Source organism: Roseococcus sp. SYP-B2431, assembly GCF_004336745.1.
Taxonomy (GTDB): domain Bacteria; phylum Pseudomonadota; class Alphaproteobacteria; order Acetobacterales; family Acetobacteraceae; genus Roseococcus.
The window spans coordinates 1,148,522-1,165,569 of sequence record NZ_SJXD01000011.1; the positions used below are offsets into that span (position 1 = coordinate 1,148,522).

General features: G+C 69.6%; 18 protein-coding genes. 13 read left to right on the forward strand and 5 right to left on the reverse strand.

Features of this window, described 5'->3' with window-relative positions; genetic code table 11:
- The first annotated feature begins 11 nt into the window (after window positions 1–11).
- Genes sufB through EJV46_RS06815 form a run of 7 tightly spaced genes read left to right on the forward strand, consistent with a single transcriptional unit; the run spans window position 12 to window position 5,945 of the window.
- Window positions 12–1,466: a Fe-S cluster assembly protein SufB gene (gene sufB, locus EJV46_RS06785; protein ID WP_131547788.1), complete on the forward strand. Its 1,455-nt coding sequence runs from the start codon at window positions 12–14 to the stop codon at window positions 1,464–1,466.
- Entirely contained in the window at window positions 1,467–2,207 is a 741-nt protein-coding gene (sufC, locus tag EJV46_RS06790) for a Fe-S cluster assembly ATPase SufC (RefSeq protein WP_131547789.1), read from the forward strand. It begins immediately after the preceding gene.
- Window positions 2,204–3,484 (forward strand): Fe-S cluster assembly protein SufD, encoded by a 1,281-nt coding sequence (gene sufD, locus EJV46_RS06795; protein WP_131547790.1) that lies wholly within the window; start codon window positions 2,204–2,206, stop codon window positions 3,482–3,484. Before sufC ends, sufD begins: the two co-directional genes overlap by 4 nt.
- Before the next feature lie 2 nt (window positions 3,485–3,486).
- A complete protein-coding gene (locus EJV46_RS06800; RefSeq protein WP_131547791.1) occupies window positions 3,487–4,734 on the forward strand; it encodes an aminotransferase class V-fold PLP-dependent enzyme in 1,248 nt (415 codons plus the stop codon).
- Window positions 4,731–5,186 (forward strand): Fe-S cluster assembly sulfur transfer protein SufU, encoded by a 456-nt coding sequence (gene sufU, locus EJV46_RS06805; RefSeq protein ID WP_131547792.1) that lies wholly within the window; start codon window positions 4,731–4,733, stop codon window positions 5,184–5,186. Before EJV46_RS06800 ends, sufU begins: the two co-directional genes overlap by 4 nt.
- Window positions 5,179–5,553, forward strand: coding sequence for an SUF system Fe-S cluster assembly protein (locus tag EJV46_RS06810; protein ID WP_131547793.1), 375 nt, complete (start codon window positions 5,179–5,181; stop codon window positions 5,551–5,553). The genes sufU and EJV46_RS06810 overlap by 8 nt, the downstream gene beginning before the upstream one ends.
- Before the next feature lie 14 nt (window positions 5,554–5,567).
- Window positions 5,568–5,945, forward strand: a complete 378-nt coding sequence (locus EJV46_RS06815; protein ID WP_131547794.1) for an iron-sulfur cluster assembly accessory protein — start codon at window positions 5,568–5,570, stop codon at window positions 5,943–5,945.
- A 5-nt stretch (window positions 5,946–5,950) separates the two neighbouring features.
- Here the strand turns inward: EJV46_RS06815 and EJV46_RS06820 are convergent, their stop codons facing one another.
- The 4 genes from EJV46_RS06820 to EJV46_RS06835 are packed head-to-tail and all read right to left on the reverse strand — an operon-like array spanning window position 5,951 to window position 9,364.
- A complete protein-coding gene (locus EJV46_RS06820) occupies window positions 5,951–6,811 on the reverse strand; it encodes a metal ABC transporter permease (protein WP_131547795.1) in 861 nt (286 codons plus the stop codon).
- Window positions 6,808–7,662 (reverse strand): metal ABC transporter permease, encoded by an 855-nt coding sequence (locus tag EJV46_RS06825; RefSeq protein WP_131547796.1) that lies wholly within the window; start codon window positions 7,660–7,662, stop codon window positions 6,808–6,810. Before EJV46_RS06825 ends, EJV46_RS06820 begins: the two co-directional genes overlap by 4 nt.
- Complete coding sequence (locus tag EJV46_RS06830) at window positions 7,662–8,444, reverse strand: metal ABC transporter ATP-binding protein (RefSeq protein WP_131547797.1); 783 nt, start codon at window positions 8,442–8,444, stop codon at window positions 7,662–7,664. The genes EJV46_RS06825 and EJV46_RS06830 overlap by 1 nt, the downstream gene beginning before the upstream one ends.
- Window positions 8,444–9,364 carry a metal ABC transporter substrate-binding protein gene (locus EJV46_RS06835; RefSeq protein WP_131547798.1) on the reverse strand — a complete coding sequence of 307 codons (921 nt, stop codon included), beginning with the start codon at window positions 9,362–9,364 and terminating at the stop codon, window positions 8,444–8,446. Before EJV46_RS06835 ends, EJV46_RS06830 begins: the two co-directional genes overlap by 1 nt.
- A gap of 209 nt (window positions 9,365–9,573) precedes the next feature.
- Here EJV46_RS06835 and mntR point away from each other — a divergent pair, with 209 nt between their 5' ends.
- The 6 genes from mntR to EJV46_RS06865 all read left to right on the forward strand — a co-directional run bounded on the left by mntR (window position 9,574) and on the right by EJV46_RS06865 (window position 15,776).
- On the forward strand, window positions 9,574–10,053 hold the full coding sequence (gene mntR / locus EJV46_RS06840; protein ID WP_240782428.1) for a manganese-binding transcriptional regulator MntR: 480 nt from the start codon (window positions 9,574–9,576) through the stop codon (window positions 10,051–10,053).
- A 79-nt stretch (window positions 10,054–10,132) separates the two neighbouring features.
- A complete protein-coding gene (locus tag EJV46_RS06845; protein WP_370323065.1) occupies window positions 10,133–11,038 on the forward strand; it encodes an SDR family NAD(P)-dependent oxidoreductase in 906 nt (301 codons plus the stop codon).
- Window positions 11,039–11,040: 2 nt separating this feature from the next.
- Entirely contained in the window at window positions 11,041–12,192 is a 1,152-nt protein-coding gene (locus EJV46_RS06850; RefSeq protein WP_131547800.1) for an acyl-CoA dehydrogenase family protein, read from the forward strand.
- The gene (locus EJV46_RS06855; protein ID WP_131547801.1) at window positions 12,189–14,225 is read left to right on the forward strand and encodes an acetate--CoA ligase family protein; all 2,037 of its coding nucleotides are present in this window, start codon (window positions 12,189–12,191) and stop codon (window positions 14,223–14,225) included. The genes EJV46_RS06850 and EJV46_RS06855 overlap by 4 nt, the downstream gene beginning before the upstream one ends.
- On the forward strand, window positions 14,222–15,037 hold the full coding sequence (locus EJV46_RS06860; protein ID WP_131547802.1) for a nitroreductase family protein: 816 nt from the start codon (window positions 14,222–14,224) through the stop codon (window positions 15,035–15,037). Before EJV46_RS06855 ends, EJV46_RS06860 begins: the two co-directional genes overlap by 4 nt.
- 121 nt (window positions 15,038–15,158) lie before the next feature.
- A complete protein-coding gene (locus tag EJV46_RS06865) occupies window positions 15,159–15,776 on the forward strand; it encodes an NUDIX domain-containing protein (protein ID WP_165585376.1) in 618 nt (205 codons plus the stop codon).
- Between the two features lie 6 nt (window positions 15,777–15,782).
- On the opposite strand, the gene EJV46_RS06870 is transcribed toward EJV46_RS06865, so the two are convergent.
- Window positions 15,783–17,015: a lipase family protein gene (locus tag EJV46_RS06870; RefSeq protein WP_131547804.1), complete on the reverse strand. Its 1,233-nt coding sequence runs from the start codon at window positions 17,013–17,015 to the stop codon at window positions 15,783–15,785.
- Between the last annotated feature and the right edge of the window lie 33 nt (window positions 17,016–17,048).

Below are 17,048 nucleotides of genomic sequence, written 5' to 3' on the forward strand. Positions count from 1 at the left end.
AGGAGCGTCGTATGGCCGCCGTTGCAGAGACCCTCGAGACCGTCCAGGCCGCCAATGACGGCGGCTACAAGTGGGGCTTCGAGACCGACATCGCGATGGAGTTCGCGCCCAAGGGGCTCAGCGAGGATATCGTCCGCTTCATCAGCGCGAAGAAGAACGAGCCGGACTGGCTGCTGGAATGGCGGCTGAAGGCCTATGCGCATTGGCTGAAGATGGAGGAGCCCGAATGGGCCGCCGTCAGCTACCCCAAGATCGACTACCAGGATGCCTATTACTACGCCGCCCCCAGCAACAAGGTCGTGCCGAAGTCGCTGGACGAGGTCGATCCGGAGCTGCTGCGCACCTATGAGAAGCTCGGCATCCCGGTGCAGGAGCAGCAGCGGCTGCAGGGCATCGCGGTCGACATGGTCTTCGACAGCGTCTCGGTCGCGACCACCTTCAAGGACCGGCTGGCCAAGGAAGGCATCATCTTCTGCTCCATCTCCGAGGCGGTGCAGGAGCATCCGGAGCTGGTGCGCCAGTATCTCGGCAGCGTGGTGCCGCAGGGCGACAACTACTTCGCCTGCCTGAACTCGGCCGTCTTCACCGATGGGAGCTTCGTCTACATCCCCAAGGGCGTGCGCTGCCCGATGGAGCTGAGCACCTATTTCCGCATCAATGCGAAGAGCACCGGCCAGTTCGAACGGACGCTGATCATCGCCGAGGCGGGCAGCTACGTCTCCTACCTGGAGGGCTGCACCGCGCCGATGCGCGACGAGAACCAGATGCACGCCGCCGTGGTCGAGCTCGTCGCGATGGACGATGCCAGCATCAAGTACAGCACGGTGCAGAACTGGTATCCGGGCGACAGCGAGGGCAAGGGCGGCATCTACAACTTCGTCACCAAGCGCGGCGCCTGCCGCGGCGCGCGGAGCAAGATCTCCTGGACGCAGGTAGAGACCGGCTCGGCCATCACCTGGAAGTATCCCTCCTGCATGCTGCTCGGCGACGACAGCGTGGGCGAGTTCTATTCCGTGGCCGTCACCAACAACCACCAGCAGGCCGATACGGGCACCAAGATGTGGCATGTGGGCCGGAACACCCGCAGCACCATCGTCTCCAAGGGCATCAGCGCGGGCCAGGCGCAGAACACCTATCGCGGGCTGGTGAAGATCAGCCCGAAGGCGGTCGGCGCGCGCAACTTCACCCAGTGCGACAGCCTGCTGATCGGCGACAAGTGCGGCGCGCATACGGTGCCCTATATCGAGAACCGCTGCGCCACGGCCAAGGTGGAGCACGAGGCCACGACCTCGCGCATCGCCGAGGACCAGCTGTTCTATTGCCGCAGCCGTGGCCTGACGCAGGAAGAGGCCGTGGGCCTCATCGTGAACGGCTTCTGCCGGGAAGTGCTCAAGGAATTGCCCATGGAGTTCGCGGTGGAGGCCCAGAAGCTTCTCGCGATCTCGCTCGAAGGGAGTGTTGGCTAAGTGTTGAAGATCGAAGGCCTGACCGCGGAAATCGACGGCAAGCCGATCCTGAAGGGGATCGACCTCGAGATCCCGACCGGCGAAATCCACGCCATCATGGGCCCGAACGGCTCGGGCAAGTCCACGCTCTCCTATGTGCTGAGCGGGCGCGAGGGCTATGAGATCACGGGTGGGTCGGCCACCTATAACGGCCTCGACCTGCTGGCGATGGAGCCGGAGGAGCGCGCGGGTTCCGGCGTGTTCCTCGCCTTCCAGTATCCGGTCGAGCTGCCGGGCGTGGGCAATGCGAACTTCCTTCGCACGGCGGTGAACGCCGTGCGCAAGCACAAGGGTGAGCCCGAGATCGACGCGATGCAGTTCCTCAAGCTCGCCCGCACCAAGATCAAGGCGCTGCAGATGTCGGACGACATGCTGAAGCGCAACGTGAATGTCGGCTTCTCCGGCGGCGAGAAGAAGCGCAACGAGGTGCTGCAGATGGCGCTGCTGGAGCCCACGCTCGCCATCCTTGACGAGACGGATTCCGGCCTGGACATCGACGCGCTGAAGATCGTCGCGGACGGCGTGAACGCCATGCGCGGCGCCAATTTCTCCTCGCTTGTCATCACCCACTACCAGCGCCTGCTGGACTATATCGTGCCCGACCGCGTGCACGTGCTCATGGGCGGCCGCATCGTGAAGTCCGGCGGGCCGGAGCTCGCGCTGGCGCTCGAGGCGGAGGGCTACGCGAAGGTGGCGGCATGAGCGCGCAGCCTTCCGGCACCCAGGCCTTCCTCGCGCGCTTCGAGGGGCTGCGCGAGCATCTCCCCGGCGGCCGCACGCCCTGGGTCGCGCAGTTGCGCGCCGAGGCCGCCGAACTCTTCGGCGCGGCCGGCCTGCCCGGCCGGCGCATCGAGGCCTGGCGCTACACCGACCTCGCGCCCATCGCGCAGGCCGGCTTCTCCGAGGCGCTGACCCTGGTGCGCGAGACCCCCGCGCTGCCGCCGATGCGCGCGCCGTATCGCGCCGTCTTCGTCGATGGCCGCTTCGCGGAGAACCTCTCCTTGCTGCCCGGCAGCTATCGCTGCGGCTCGCTCGCCGCGGGCCTCGACGGGGCGCAGGGCCTGCTCGGCGCCCTGGCGGAAAAGCTGCCGCTGGTGGCGCTGAACACCATGCTCTTCGAGGACGGGCTGCTGCTCGACCTTCCCGCCGATACGGATGGCGGCGTGCTGGAGCTGGTGAGCCTGGCGAGCCATACCGGCCGGCCCATCGCCTTCCATCCGCGCCACCTCATCCGCATCGGCGACGGCGCCTCGCTCACCCTCATCGAAACCAGCACCGGCCCGGCCGGGGCGGCCTATCTGCACAATCCGGTCTTCGAGATCGCCGTCGGCGCCGGCGCCACGCTCTCCCATGTGCGCATCCAGCGCGAGGGGCGCGCGGGCTTCCAGCTCTCCACGGTGCAGGCCGCCGTCCAGGCGGGCGGCACCTACGACAATTTCACGCTGAATGCCGGCGCCAGGCTGGTGCGCAACGAGATCCACGCCGCGCTGCTCGGCCCCAAGGCTACCTGCCACATGAACGGCGCGCAGCTCGCGGGTGACGGCCAGCACGCGGATACGACGACCTTCCTGGACCACGCCGCGCCCGATTGCGCGAGCCGGCAGACCTACAAAACGGTTCTGGCGGGAAAATCGCGCGGCGTATTTCAAGGAAAAATCCTGGTCCGCCAGGCGGCACAGCGCACCGATGGCTACCAGATGAACCAGGCCCTCCTCCTCTCCGAGGAGGCCGAGATCGACGCCAAGCCGCAGCTCGAGATCTACGCCGACGACGTGAAGTGCAGCCACGGCGCGACCGTCGGCGCGCTGGACGAGGCGCAGCTTTTCTATCTCCGCGCCCGGGGCATTCCCGCCGAGCAGGCCCGCGCCATGCTGGTGCAGGCCTTCCTGGTGGAGGCCGTCGAGGGCGTCACCAACCCCATCGCCCAGGCCGCCCTGGCCGAGGCGACCGAGGGCTGGTGGGAACGCGAGGCCGCCTGAACATGGACACCATCGCCACTCCGATCTTCGACCTCACCCGCATCCGCCGGGACTTCCCGATCCTGGCGACGAAGGTGCATGGCAAGCCGCTCACCTTCCTGGACAGCGGCGCCTCGGCGCAGAAGCCGCGGGCGGTGATCGAGGCGATGACGCGGTCGATGGAAACCGCCTACGCCAACGTCCATCGCGGCGCCTACCATCTCAGCGAGACGGCGACGGAATCCTATGAGGCCGCGCGCGTGGCCACGCAGCGCTTCCTCGGCGCGGCCGAGGCGGAGGAGATCGTCTTCACCTCCAACAGCACGGCGGCGATCAACCTCGTCGCCCATAGCTACGGGCGCGGCGTGATGCAGCCGGGCCAGTTCGTGCTGACCTCCGAGATGGAGCACCACGCGAACCTCGTGCCCTGGCAGATGCTGCGCGACGCCAATATCGGCATCGGGCTGCGCTATGTCCGCGTCACCGAGCGCGGCGAGATCGACCTGAACGACCTCGCGGCCAAGCTCGCGGACGGCAAGGTCGGGCTGGTCGCGATCACGCATATGTCCAACGTGCTGGGCACGGTGACGCCGGCGGCGCAGATCGCGCGCATGACGCATGAGGCCGGCGCCAAGGTGCTGTTCGACGGCAGCCAGGCCGCCGTGCACCGCCATGTGGACGTGACGGCGATCGACGCCGATTTCTACGTCTTCACCGCCCACAAGCTCTACGGACCGACCGGCATCGGCGTGCTCTACGGCAAGCGCAAGCTGCTCGACGCCATGCCTCCCTTCCTGGGCGGCGGCGACATGATCGAGAGCGTCACGCTGGAGCGCACCACCTATGCCGCGGCCCCTGCGCGCTTCGAGGCCGGGACACCGCCGATCATCGAGGCGGTCGGCCTGCATGCGGCCATCGACTATGTGACGAACATCGGCATGCCCGCCATCGAGGCGCATGAGCGCGCGCTGGTGGACCACGCCATGGCCGTGCTGCCGCAGGTCGAGGGGCTGCGGATCATCGGCGGCGCGCAGGATCGCGGCGGCGTCTTCGCCTTCTCGCTGGACGGCGTTCACCCCCACGACCTCTCCACCTTCCTCGACCGCCACGGCATCGCGGTACGGGCCGGCCGGCACTGCGCCGAGCCGCTGCACACGCGCTTCGGCGTGGAGGGCGGCACGACGCGCGCCTCCTTCGGCCTCTACACGACGCCCGGGGAGATCGACCTGCTTGCGCAGAAGATCACGGAGGCACGACGCTTCTTCGCATGAACGACGCTGGCGACATCGCGGACCTGTACTCGAAGACGCTGCGGGAACTCGCGCGCGATCCCGCGCATAAGGGCAGGCCCGAGGCCTTCGACGCCACCGCGCGCGGCGACAACCCGATGTGCGGCGACCGCGTTGACATCTATGTCAGCCTGGAGGGCGACCGCATCCGCGAAGCCCGTCATGTCGCGCGGGGCTGCGAGATCTGCCAGGCCAGCGCCTCGCTGCTGGCCGGGCTGGTGCCCGGCAAGACCCGGGCGGAAAGCAGTGCGCTGGGCCAGCGCGCCGGCGAGATCGCGAAATCGGGCATCGGCGATGACGGCAGCGAAGAGCTCCGCCGCTTGTCGCTCTTCACCGTCGTGCACAAATTCCCCAGCAGGGTGAAGTGCGTGACCCTGGCCTGGAATGCGCTGGACGCGGCCTTGTCCGGCGTGAAGGAGACAAGCAGTGAGTGAACCGGCCACCCGGAACGCGAGTGGGAATCATGGAAGCTGGACGCCCGAGGGCGAGGCATTTCCCGCCGTGACCGAGGAGGGCGTGATCGCCGCCCTCAAGACCGTCTTTGACCCGGAGATCCCGGTCGACATCTATGAGCTCGGCCTGATCTACGCCATCGAGTTTGAGGACAGCGGCAAGGTGAAGGTCGAGATGACGCTGACCACGCCCTCCTGCCCCTCCGCGCAGGAGCTGCCGGGCATGGCCGCGGAGGCCATCCGCCAGGTTCCCGGCGTGACGGATTGCGATGTCGAGATCGTCTGGGATCCGCCCTGGGACCAGTCGCGCATGAGCGAGGACGCGCGCCTCGCGTTGAACATGTACTGACAGGAGACACGCGAATGAGCACCACCAACGCCGCAAGCTCTCCCCCCCGCGTGAAGCGCGAGCTGCCTCCGCTGATGAGCCTTTCCGAGGGCGCGGCCGAGCGGCTGCGCTCGCTTTACTCCAAGGCCGAAGCGGGCAAGCTCCTGCACATCGGCGTCAAGACCAAGGGCTGCTCCGGCCTTGCCTACGACCTCAGCTTCGTGGACGCGCCGGCGCCCGGCGACGAGCGTGTGACCGACAAGGGCATCACCATCCTCGTCGACCGCAAGGCCAGCCTCTACCTCATCGGCACGATGATGGACTACGAGGTGAAGGCCATGAGCGCGGGATTCACCTTCGTGAACCCGAACGAGAAGGGCCGCTGCGGCTGCGGCGAGAGCTTCCACGTCTGAGCAGATCAGGCGGCCCCGTCGGCCGCCCCGTCCTCTGCACGCCGGCCCGGCCTGAGCAGGCCATGGCGCGGCGACGCCAATAGCGCCAGCACGAAGAGTCCCGTCAGCACCACCACGATCGAGCCCGCGGTCGAGGCGTTGAGCATGAAGCTCATCTGGATGCCGGCGACGACCGAGAGGCTCGCCGCCGCCACCGCCACCATCACCATGCGCCCGAAGCGCGCCGTCGTCAGCAGGCCGATGGCGCCCGGCGTGATCAGCATCGCCACCACCAGGATGACGCCCACGGCCTGGACCGCCGCGACGATGCTCGCCGCCAGCACGGCCAGCAGCAGCAGGCGCAGCCGCTCGACCCGCAGCCCGATCACGCGCGCCTGGCCCGGATCGAAGCAGAACAGGACCAGATCCCGTCCCCGCACCGCCAGGATGAGCAGCGCGCCCACGGTGATCGCCAGGACCTGCCAGAAATCCTCCTGCTCGATCCCGAGGATGCTGCCGAAGAGGACGTGGGAGAGATGCACGTCCGACCGCACCTGGGAAAGCATCACGAGCCCGAGCGCGAACATCCCGCTGAACATCACGCCCATGGCCGCATCCTCCTTCACGCGGCTCACCGCGCGGATGGCGCCCGCGCCGAGCGCGCAGGCGAGGCCGGCCAGGAAGGCGCCCAGCACCAGCGGCACGCCGAGCAGATAGGCGCCGACCACCCCGGGCAGGATGGCATGGCTCACGGCATCGCCCATCAGCGACCAGCCCTTGAGCACCACGAAGCAGGAGAGGATGGCCGAGAGCACCGCGACCAGCAGCCCGACCAGCAGCGCCTGCTGCATGAAGCCGTGCGTCCAGGGCTCGATCAGCGCCGTCATGCCGGAGTCGCGCGCCGCGCCGCTCGCCGCGTGGCCAGGACGCCGTGCCGCGGCGCCCAGAGGAGCGCGGCCCCGAAGATCAGCACCTGGGACACGACGATGACGCCCCCGGTGGAGCCGTCGAGGAAATAGCTCGCATAGGCGCCCAGGAGGCCGCTGCCGGCCCCGATCGCGGTGGCGAGGCCGGCCATGCGGCCGAAGCGGTCGGTCAGCAGATAGGCCGTGGCGCCGGGCGTGACCAGCATGCCGATCACCAGCACGGCCCCGACCGCCTGCAGCCCCGCCACCGCGGTCGCGGCCAGGAGGGTCAGCAGCAGCAGGCGCATCGCGCCCGGGCTGCCGCCGATGGCGGCGAGCTGCACCGGATCGAAGAGGGACAGCATGAGGTCCCTTCCCTTCACCGCCAGGGCCGCCACCACCAGCACCGCGATGATTGCCATCTGCAGGATGTCGAAATCCGCGATGCCGAGCACGTTGCCGAAGAGAATGGTCTGCAGCCGCACGTTGGACGGGAAGAGCGAGAGCAGGAACAGCCCCGCGCCGAAGAAGCCCGTGAAGACGACCCCGATCACGGCATCCTCGCGCAGCGGCGTCCGGCCGCGCAGACCCGCCATCGCCGCGGCCGCCAGCAGGCCGGAGGCGAAGGCGCCGATCGCGAAGGGAATGCCGCCGATCCAGGCCAGGACCACGCCCGGCACCACCGCATGGCTCAAAGCGTCGCCCATCAGCGACCAGCCCTTGAGCACGACGTAGCAGGAGAGCAGCCCCGCTACGGCCCCGATCAGCGCGCTGATGGCCATGGCGCGCAGCATGTAGTCGTACTGGAAGGGGATCAGCAGCTCCTCGGCCATCAGGCGGGGTTCTCCGCGGGCTCCCGCGGGGCGGCCGGAGCCGGCCGGCGCAGGGCGCCGCCGAAGGCGAGGCGCAGGTTGTCGTCGGTGAAGACCTCGGCGGTGGGTCCCGCCGCCAGCACGGTCCGGTTCACCAGCACCACCTGGTCGCAGAATTGCGGTATGCTCTCGAGGTCGTGGGTGGAGACGAGGACGATACGCCCCTCCCCGCGGAAGCCGCGCAGCAGGGCGATGATCGCCTGCTCTGTGGTCGCGTCCACGCCGGTGAAGGGCTCGTCCAGCAGCAGCAGCCCGGCGCCCTGGGCGATGGCGCGCGCCAGGAAGACCCGCTTGCGCTGCCCGCCGGAGAGCTCGCCGATCTGCCGGTCTGCCAGCGCGTCGAGGCCCACCCGCGCGAGGGCGGCCGCCACCGCCTCCCGGTCCGCGGCGCGCGGAATGCGCAACAGGTTCATGTGGCCGTAGCGGCCCATCATCACGACGTCGCGCACGCGGACGGGGAAGGTCCAGTCCACCTCCTCGCTCTGCGGCACATAGGCGACGCGGTTGCGCCGCAGCGCCGCCTCCACCGGCTCGCCGGCGATCAGCACGCGGCCCGCGCTCGGGCGGACCAGCCCCATGATCGCCTTGAACAGGCTGGACTTGCCGGCGCCGTTCACGCCCACCAGCCCGCAGATGGTGCCTGCTCCCAGCCGGAAGCCGGCGCCGCGCAGCGCCGTATGGCCGTTCGGGTAGACGACCGAGACATCCTCCACCGCAAGGTCGAGCGGCGCCTCCGCCCCCATCAGCGCGACGCCTGATCGGCGCCGAAGGCCTGCAGGATGGTCTCGGCATTGGCTTCGAGCAGGCGGAGATAGGTGGGCGCCGGCCCGTCCTGCGCCGTCAGGCTGTCCACGTGCAGCACGCCGCCGAAGCGGGTCCGCGCCTCGCGCGCCACCTGGCGCATCGGCCGGTCGTTCACCGTGCTCTCGCAGAAGACCGCGGGCGGGCGGCTGCGGCGCAGCAGGTCGATCAGCGCGCGCACCTGGCGGGGCGTCCCCTCCTCCTCGGCGTTGATCGGCCAGAGATAGGCCTCGCGGAGGCTGTAGTCGCGGGCGAGGTAGCTGAAGGCGCCCTCGCAGGTGGCCAGCACGCGCCGCTCCTCGGGGATCGTGGCCAGGCGCGCGCGCAGGGTCACGTCCAGCGCACGGATGCGCTCGGAATAGGCGCGGGCATTAGCGGCGAAGAGTTCGGCGCGCGACGGGTCGAGCTCGGCCAGCGCACGGCGGATGTTCTCCACATAGGCCAGCGCCACCGTCGGCGACATCCAGGCATGCGGATTAGGCTGGTTGCGGTAGGGCCCCTCCCCGATGCCGATGGGCGCCACGCCCTCGGTCACCACGGCCTGGCGGACATCGCTCACGCGGCTGAAGAAGCGCTCGAACCAGCGCTCCAGCCCCAGGCCGTTCCAGAGCACGAGGTCGGCGGCCTGGGCGCGGACCACATCCTGCGGCGTGGGATCGTAGTCGTGGATCTCCGCCCCAGGCCGGGTGAGGCTTTCCACGATCGCGCCGTCGCCCGCCACGTTCCGGGCCATGTCGGCGAGGACGGTGAAGGTCGCCACCACGCGCTTCGGGCCCCCGGGCGACTGGGCTGCCGCGGGAAGCGCCGCTCCGGCCAGGAGGAACGCACCGAGGAGCGCGCGGCGGAGACAAGGGAGAGGCATGCGTTCTCCTATCGTGCCGGCCGGACAATCATGCGGCGGGATCACATTCGGGTGATGGGATCATGGTTTAGGTTATGCTTCATTTGGAAGGGGGGCGCAAAGGCATCAAGGGTCGCGCGGCGGGTTTCCCTCTGCTGAACCTCTGTTGCCCATGCTAAACCTTGACAGGCAGCTTTACGGAACCCGCCCCGATCGGCTACCGCCGAGGCGTGAACACTCCGACCCGGAAACGCCGAATCCGCGCCGAGGCGCCGCCCGACCTGCCGGAGGAACCCGCGCAGGCCGCCCGTCATCTGCGGGCCCGGACCGCGCGCGCCAGCTCGCTGCTGGAAGACTACGTGGAGCTGATCGACGACCTGCTCGTCACCGGCGGGGAGGCGCGCGCCGCCGACATCGCGCGGCGGCTGGGCGTGAGCCACGCCACCGTCAGCAACACCATAAGCCGGCTGAAGCTCGCCGGGCTCGTCCACAGCAAGCCCTATCGCGGCGTCTTCCTGACGGAGGCGGGAATGGCGCTGGCGCAGACCGTGCGCACGCGGCACCGCGTCGTCGTGGACGTGCTGGTGGCGATCGGCGTGCCGGACGACGTGGCGGAAACGGATGCGGAAGGCATCGAGCACCACGTCTCCGGGCCGACGCTGAAGGCCTTCGAGGCCTTCCTGCGGGGGCTGCGGCCGGATTCCGGCTGACGCGGCGGCTGGGCTTCACGCGTCATCCTTCGCGTTCTAGCTTCCGACCGACCATTCGGTAGGAGGAATCGCCGCTATGATGCTCAAGGACAAAGTCGCCGTCGTCACCGGGGCTGGTGGCGGAATTGGACGCGAGATCGCCATCGCCATGGCCGAGTCCGGCGCCAAGGTGGTCATCAACGACATCGGCGCCTCGCTGGGCGGCGAGGGCTTCTCCGCCACCCCGGCCGAGCAGACCAAGGCCATCATCGAGCAGAAGGGCGGCCAGGCCGTCATCAGCACCGAGAGCGTGGCGGAGTGGGACAAGGCCAAGGCCATCGTCCAGACCGCGATCGACGCCTTCGGCCGCATCGACATCGTCGTCAACAATGCGGGCATCCTGCGCGACCAGATCTTCCATCGCATGACGCCGGAAGAGTGGCTGTCGGTCATCAACGTGCACCTGAACGGCAGCTTCTTCATGAGCCGGGCCGCCGCCGAGCATTTCCGCAAGCAGGAAAGCGGCAGCCTCGTCCACATCACCAGCACCTCGGGCCTCATCGGCAATTTCGGGCAGGCGAACTACTCGGCCGCCAAGCTCGGCATCGTGGCGCTGTCCAAGTCCATCGCGCTCGACATGAAGCGCTACAACGTGCGCTCCAACTGCCTGGCGCCCTTCGCCTGGTCGCGCATGACGAGTTCCATCCCGGCCGAGACGCCGGAGCAGAAGGCGCGCGTCGAGCGCATCATGCAGATGGGCCCGGAGAAGAACGCCCCGCTGGCGGTGTTCCTCGCCTCCGACGCCGCGAAGGAGGTCACCGGCCAGATCTTCGCACCGCGCATGCACGAGCTCTTCCTGTTCAGCCAGAACCGGCCGATCCGCTCGGTGCACAGCGACGGCGGCTGGACGCCCGAGAAGATCGCCGAGATCGCCTTGCCCGCCTTCCGCTCCGGCTTCGTGCCCATGGAGCGCTCGGGCGACGTGTTCAGCTGGGATCCGATCTGAGCATGGATTTCCGGCTGAATGAGGAGCAGTCCGCCTTCCAGCAGGTGGTGCGCGGCTTCGCCGAGCGCCATCTGGCGAAGGATGCCGTCACCCGCGCGCATACCGTGGGCTTTCCCTGGGATGTCGCGAAGCTGATGGCCGAGCAGGGCCTCTTCGGGATCATGATCCCCGAGGAGGATGGCGGCGCCGGCGGCACGGTGTTCGACGCGGTGCTGGCCATGGAGCAGATCGCCCAGGTCTGCCCACGCAGCGCGGATGTCCTTCAGGCCGGGAATTTCGGTGCCTTCCGCACCTTCGCGGAATACGCCTCGCCCTATCAGAAAGAGCGGTTCTTCAAGCCGCTCCTGGCCGGCGAGGCGGTGGCCGCGGTCGGGATGACGGAGCCCGAGGCGGGCTCCGCGCTGACCGACCTGCGGACGAATTGCACGCCCGACGGCGAGGGCTGGCGGCTCAACGGCCAGAAGATCTTCACCACCAATTCGGCCGAGGCGAATGTCTTCGTCATCTATTGCCGCTTCGGACCGGGCGTCGGCGGCATCGGCTCGGTGCTGGTGGAGCGCGGTATGGAGGGGTTCCGGCTCGGCGAGCCCGGCCTCTACATGAATGACGAGGAGTGGTGCGCCCTCTACTTCGACAATGTCTATATCCCGCCCGAGATGGTGCTGCTCGGCCCGGGCGGTTTCAAGAAGCAGATCGGCGGCTTCAACGTAGAGCGCGTGGGCAATACGACGCGCGCGCTCTCGCTCGGCGAGTACTGCTTCTCCGCGGCGCGCGACCACGCGATGACGCGCACCCAGTTCGGCCGCAAGCTCATGGAGTTCCAGGGGCTGCAATGGAAGTTCGCCGAGATGCGGGTCGCGCTGGATAGCGCGCGGCTGCTGCTCTATCGCGCGGCCGTGAATGCGGGCCGTGGACTGCCGGACGGGCAGGAGGTGGCGCTTGCGAAGTATGCCTGCAACCAGGCGGGCTGGATGGCGTCTAACGAGGCCATGCAGGTCATGGGCGGGATGGGTTATTCGAAGGACCTGCTGATCGAATACTGCGTCCGCCGCACGCGCGGCTGGATGATCGCGGGCGGCAGCCTCGAGGTGATGAAGAACCGCATCGCCGAGGGCGTCTTCGGGCAGAGCTTTTCCCAGCGCCCACCCAAATGAAGGCCCTCCTTGCGCCTTCCAGCATCGCGCTGATCGGCGCGTCGGGTGATCCGGCGCGCCTCACCGCGCGGGCACAGATCTACCTGCGCCGCCACGGCTACACCGGCGCGCTCTATCCGGTGAATCCGCGCGCGCCGGAGGTGCTGGGCGAGCGCGCCTATGCCCGCGTCGAGGACATCCCCGACGCGATCGACTTCGCCTATATCCTGCTCGGCACGGAGCAGGTGGAATCGCAGATCGCCGCCGTCGCGGCCAAGGGCGCGCAGGTCGCCTGCATCCTGGCCGACGGCTTCGCCGAGGCCGGCCCGGATGGCCAGGCCCTGCAGGATCGCTGCCTCGCCGCGGCGAAGGCGGCCGGGCTGCGGCTGCTCGGGCCCAATTCCATGGGCATCATCAACATCCCCCGGAAGATCGCGGCGAGCGTGAACGCGGCGCTGGAGGCCGAGAGCCTGCCATCCGGCCGCCTCGCGCTGGTGAGCCAGTCGGGCTCCATGCTGGGCGCCATCATGGGACGCGGGGCCGCGCGCGGGCTGGGCTTCAGCCACATGATCGCGACGGGCAACGAGGCCGACCTCACGGCCGGCGAGATCGCCGCCATGCTGGTGCAGGACCCCGGCGTCGACGCGGTGATGCTCTTCCTGGAGGCGATCCGCGCGCCCGAGCATTACGCCGAGGCCGCGCGCCTCGCCCATGCCGCCGGCAAGCCGATCATCGCCTACAAGCTCGGCCGCTCCAGCTTCGGCGCGGAGCTCGCGACGAGCCATACCGGCGCGCTGGCCGGCAGCGATGCCGCCGCGGACGCCTTCTTCCGCGCCAACGGCATCCTGCGGGCGACCATGCTGGAGAGCTTTCTCGAGCTTCCCGCGCTGGTGCTCGGCCGCAAGCCGCTGGGCAAGCCGCATCGCGCCGTCTCCGTCCTCACCACCACGGGCGGCGGCGGCGCCATGGCGGTGGACGCGCTCGGCATCGCCGGCATCGAGGCACGCGTGCCGGACGCCGCGGCCTCGGCCAAGCTCCACGACCTCGGCATGACGGCGCATGGCCGCCTGCTCGACATGACGCTGGCCGGCACGAAGCCCGAGCGCATCGAGGCCGCCATCACGGCGCTGGCCGCCGCGCAGGACACGGATGCGGTCATCCCGGTGATCGGCTCCTCCGCGCAGTTCCGCCCCGCCGATGCGGTGGCCGGCATCCTGCGCGGACGCGACGCGGTGGGCGCGGACAAGCTCGTCGCCGCCTTCCTGGTGCCCCAGGCCGAGGCCTCGCTGCGCCTGCTGGCCGAGGCGGGCATTCCCGCCTTCCGCACGCCCGAGAGCCTGGCCGACGCCATGCGCGCCTGGCTCGACTGGCGCGTGCCCGCCCCGCCGGACATCTCCATGCCGCCCTTCTTCGAGCTGGCCGAGGCGCCGGACGAAGGCGATGCACGCGACCTCTTCGCCGCGCTGGGCCTCGCCACGCCCTATGCGCGGATGGGTGACGTCGCGGACGTCCCGCAGGAGATGACCTACCCCGTCGCGCTGAAGATCCTCTCGCCGGACATCGCCCACAAGACCGAGGCCGGCGGCGTCGCGCTGAACATCCCCGATGCCGCGGCGTTGGCGGAGGCCGCGGCGAAGATGGAAGCGCGCGTGACGGTCGCCGCCCCCGAGGCGCGACTGACGGGCTTCCTGGTGCAGCCCATGTCGCGTGGCCTGTCCGAGGTCATCCTCGGCTTCCGCCGCGACCCTTCGGTCGGCCCCGTCGTGCTGCTCGGCGCGGGCGGCGTGCTGGCCGAGTTGCACCGCGACGTCGCGCTGCGCCTCGCCCCGATCGACGAAGCCGGCGCCCGCGAGATGATCGCGGAAGTCCGGGCGCTCCGCGTCATCGAGGGCTGGCGCGGACTGCCACGCGGCGATGTCGAGGCGCTGGTCGCGGCCATCGTCGCGGTCTCGAAGCTCGCGACCATGTCCGGCATCGCCGAGGCCGAGATCAATCCCCTGATGATCCACGAGAGCGGCGTCACCGTCGCCGATGCCTGGGTGGTGCGTGCATGACCGATCCCCGCCCGCTGATCGAGGCCCGCTTCGGCCACCTCCCCTTCGAGCCGCCGGCCGAGATCCCGCCGGCGCTCGCCGCGATCCTCGATCGCCGTGTGACGCGCCGCTACAAGCCCGACGCCATCCCCACGCCGCTGCTCGCCACGGTCCTCGCCGCCGCGCAATCCGCGCCGAGCAAGAGCGACATGCAGCAGCTCTCCATCGTGGTGCTCGAGGACAAGGCGCGCATCGCCCTCATCGCCGACTGGATCGGCACCATGCCCTGGATCAAGGACGCACCGGTCCTGCTGATCTTCTGCGCCGACATCCGGCGCAACCGCGACATCACCGTCCGCGCCGGCCGAGAGCATGCGAACGACAACCTCGACACCCTCCTGAACGCCACGGTGGATTCCGCCCTGGCCATGGGCATGACCATCGCCGCCGCCGACGCGGCCGGCCTCGGCACCTGTCCCATCAGCTATGTTCGGAACCACCTGGAGAAGGTCGGGCCGCTGCTCTCGCTGCCCAGGGGCGTCTTCCCCATCGCCGGGCTGACGCTGGGCTGGCCCTCCTCGCGCAACGAGCCGAGCGCGCGGCTGCCGCCCTCCGTCGTCATCCACCGCGAGCGCTACTCGACGGAAGGCGAGGCGGAAGCCCTCGCCGGTTACGACGCGCGGCGGGATAAGGCCAAGCCGCGCTACCCGGAGGTGCATGGACCGGCACCGGAAGGCTGCAGCTGGACCGAGAATGTGGCGCGGCAGCTCTCCGTGCCGGAACGGGCCGGGTTCCGGGCCTGGCTCAGGTCGCGCGGCTTCGCGCTTGACTGACAAGCCGATGCGGGGCTCCGCCCCGCGCCCCGCTGGGGTCCGTGGCGGACCCCAGACCCCGCCGAGACAGGACGACAATCCCGGGGGGGCCGATCAGGGGGGGCGCAAACCCAGCAAGCCGGTGCGGCCGAAGGACGCGGCCAGCCTGATCCTATGGAAGCATGGGCCGCGCGGCATCGAGATCCTGATGGGACGCCGTCACCACAACCTGCGCTTCATGCCGGGCGTGCTCGTCTTTCCGGGCGGCCGCGTGGACCCGGACGACCACCGCGCCCAGCCGCTCAGCCCCCTGCCGGCCGACACGCGGCGCATGCTGGAGATCAGCGCCACGCCGGCCCGCGCGACGGCCCTCGCCCACTGCGCCCTGCGCGAGCTGCACGAGGAGGCCGGCCTCGTTCTCGGCGAGATGGCGGGCGACCGGCTCCGCCCGGATTTCGCGCCGTTGAGCTATCTGACGCGCGCGATCACGCCCGCCGACCGGCCGATGCGCTTCCACGCCCGCTTCCTGATCGCCGAGGCGCACCATGCCAAGGGCGAGATCCGCGGCTCCGGCGAGCTGGAGGAAATCCGCTTCTTCGCGCTGACGGAGCTGCACGAGCAGCCGGTGGCCAAGATCACCGCGATGATCCTCGCCGAGTTCGAGGCCTGGCTGGGGACGCCGGCGACGGATCGCGCCCACCGCCAGTTCATCCGCATCCAGGGCCGCGACAGCCGGCTGCCCGAGCGCCGGAGTCCCTGAACCGCCTTAGGGTGCGGCGGGGCAATTCGCGCTGACGGGCTCGGCGCGGAAACGCGCATTCATCCAGGCCAGAGCGTCGGCCGCACCAGCCGCCATCGAGCCGTTGTGGTCGGCACCCGGATAGCGGCGGTACTCAAGAAAATTCCCGCTCGCGCAGAGGCGGCGCACCATGTCGTCCGTATCGGCGGGCAGCACGGTCACGTCGGCCGTACCCTGCATCACCACGGTCGGAACGGGAATGCGAAGGTCGCTCGGCTCGTTCTGCGCCGCGACCACCAGGAAGGCCGAAAGGTCGGGATCCGGCAGGAACTGCTCCTTCGCGATGGCGGTCGCGAAATAGCTGTCGGTCAGCGTCCGCGTCATGCAGCCGAGCTGAAGCTCCGGCAGATGCGCGATCGCCTGGGGCGTCAGGATCTTCGCCAAATCGATGCTCGGGTGGTTCTGCGCATAGGATTGCAGAACGTAGAGCACATAGGGCAGCGCAAGCTCGACCTGGGGCGAGGCACGCACCGCGTTCAACCGGCTCACGATATGCGAGCCCGGCGCGAAGGCGAGGTTGCCCAGGAGCTGGAATTCCGGCGCGTAACCCCGCGCCAGCGCTGCGGCGAAGAGGTCGGTATGGCCGCCCTGGGAATGGCCCATCACGGCGAAGCGCGTGCCGATCGAGGGCTCGATGGCCCGCGCGGCGCGCAGCATGTCGAGCGCGTTCCGCGCATTCGGCACGCCCTGCAGGAAGGGATGCGTGCCCGCCACGCCGAGCCCCTCGTAGTCGCTCGCGACGACGGCATAGCCCGCACGCACGAAGCCATCGAGGAGCGTCGCGATCTTCTCGATATAGGAGTGTTCCGGACCGTTCGCGCCGTCGCGCGAGGGCGCGCAGATCGCCCCGAGGCCGGTCGTGCCATGGGTCCAGTTGATCACCGGCCAGCCGCCCGCGGGAGGCCGCCCTTGGGGAATGGAGACGGTCCCCGAAACCGCGACCGTTCCACCCGCGCCGCCGAGGGAGCGATAGACCACGAGCCGGTTCCGCGACGCGCTGGCCAGCGCCATCGTCCCTTCCAGGGGGCGCGACCAGATCACGCTGCCGTGGCGGCCCGCGCGGCTTTGCGCTGGAGGCGCGTAGGCCGCATCGCCCGCCGGGGCGATGGGCGCCGCGTGGCTGGGACCGGCGAAGGCGATGGCAGCAAGAAACGAAGCGCCGGCGAGACCGAGGCGGCCGGCGTTACGGAACGATGTCATGCGGGAGCTTTCGGGCCTGGAGGACTCCCATCT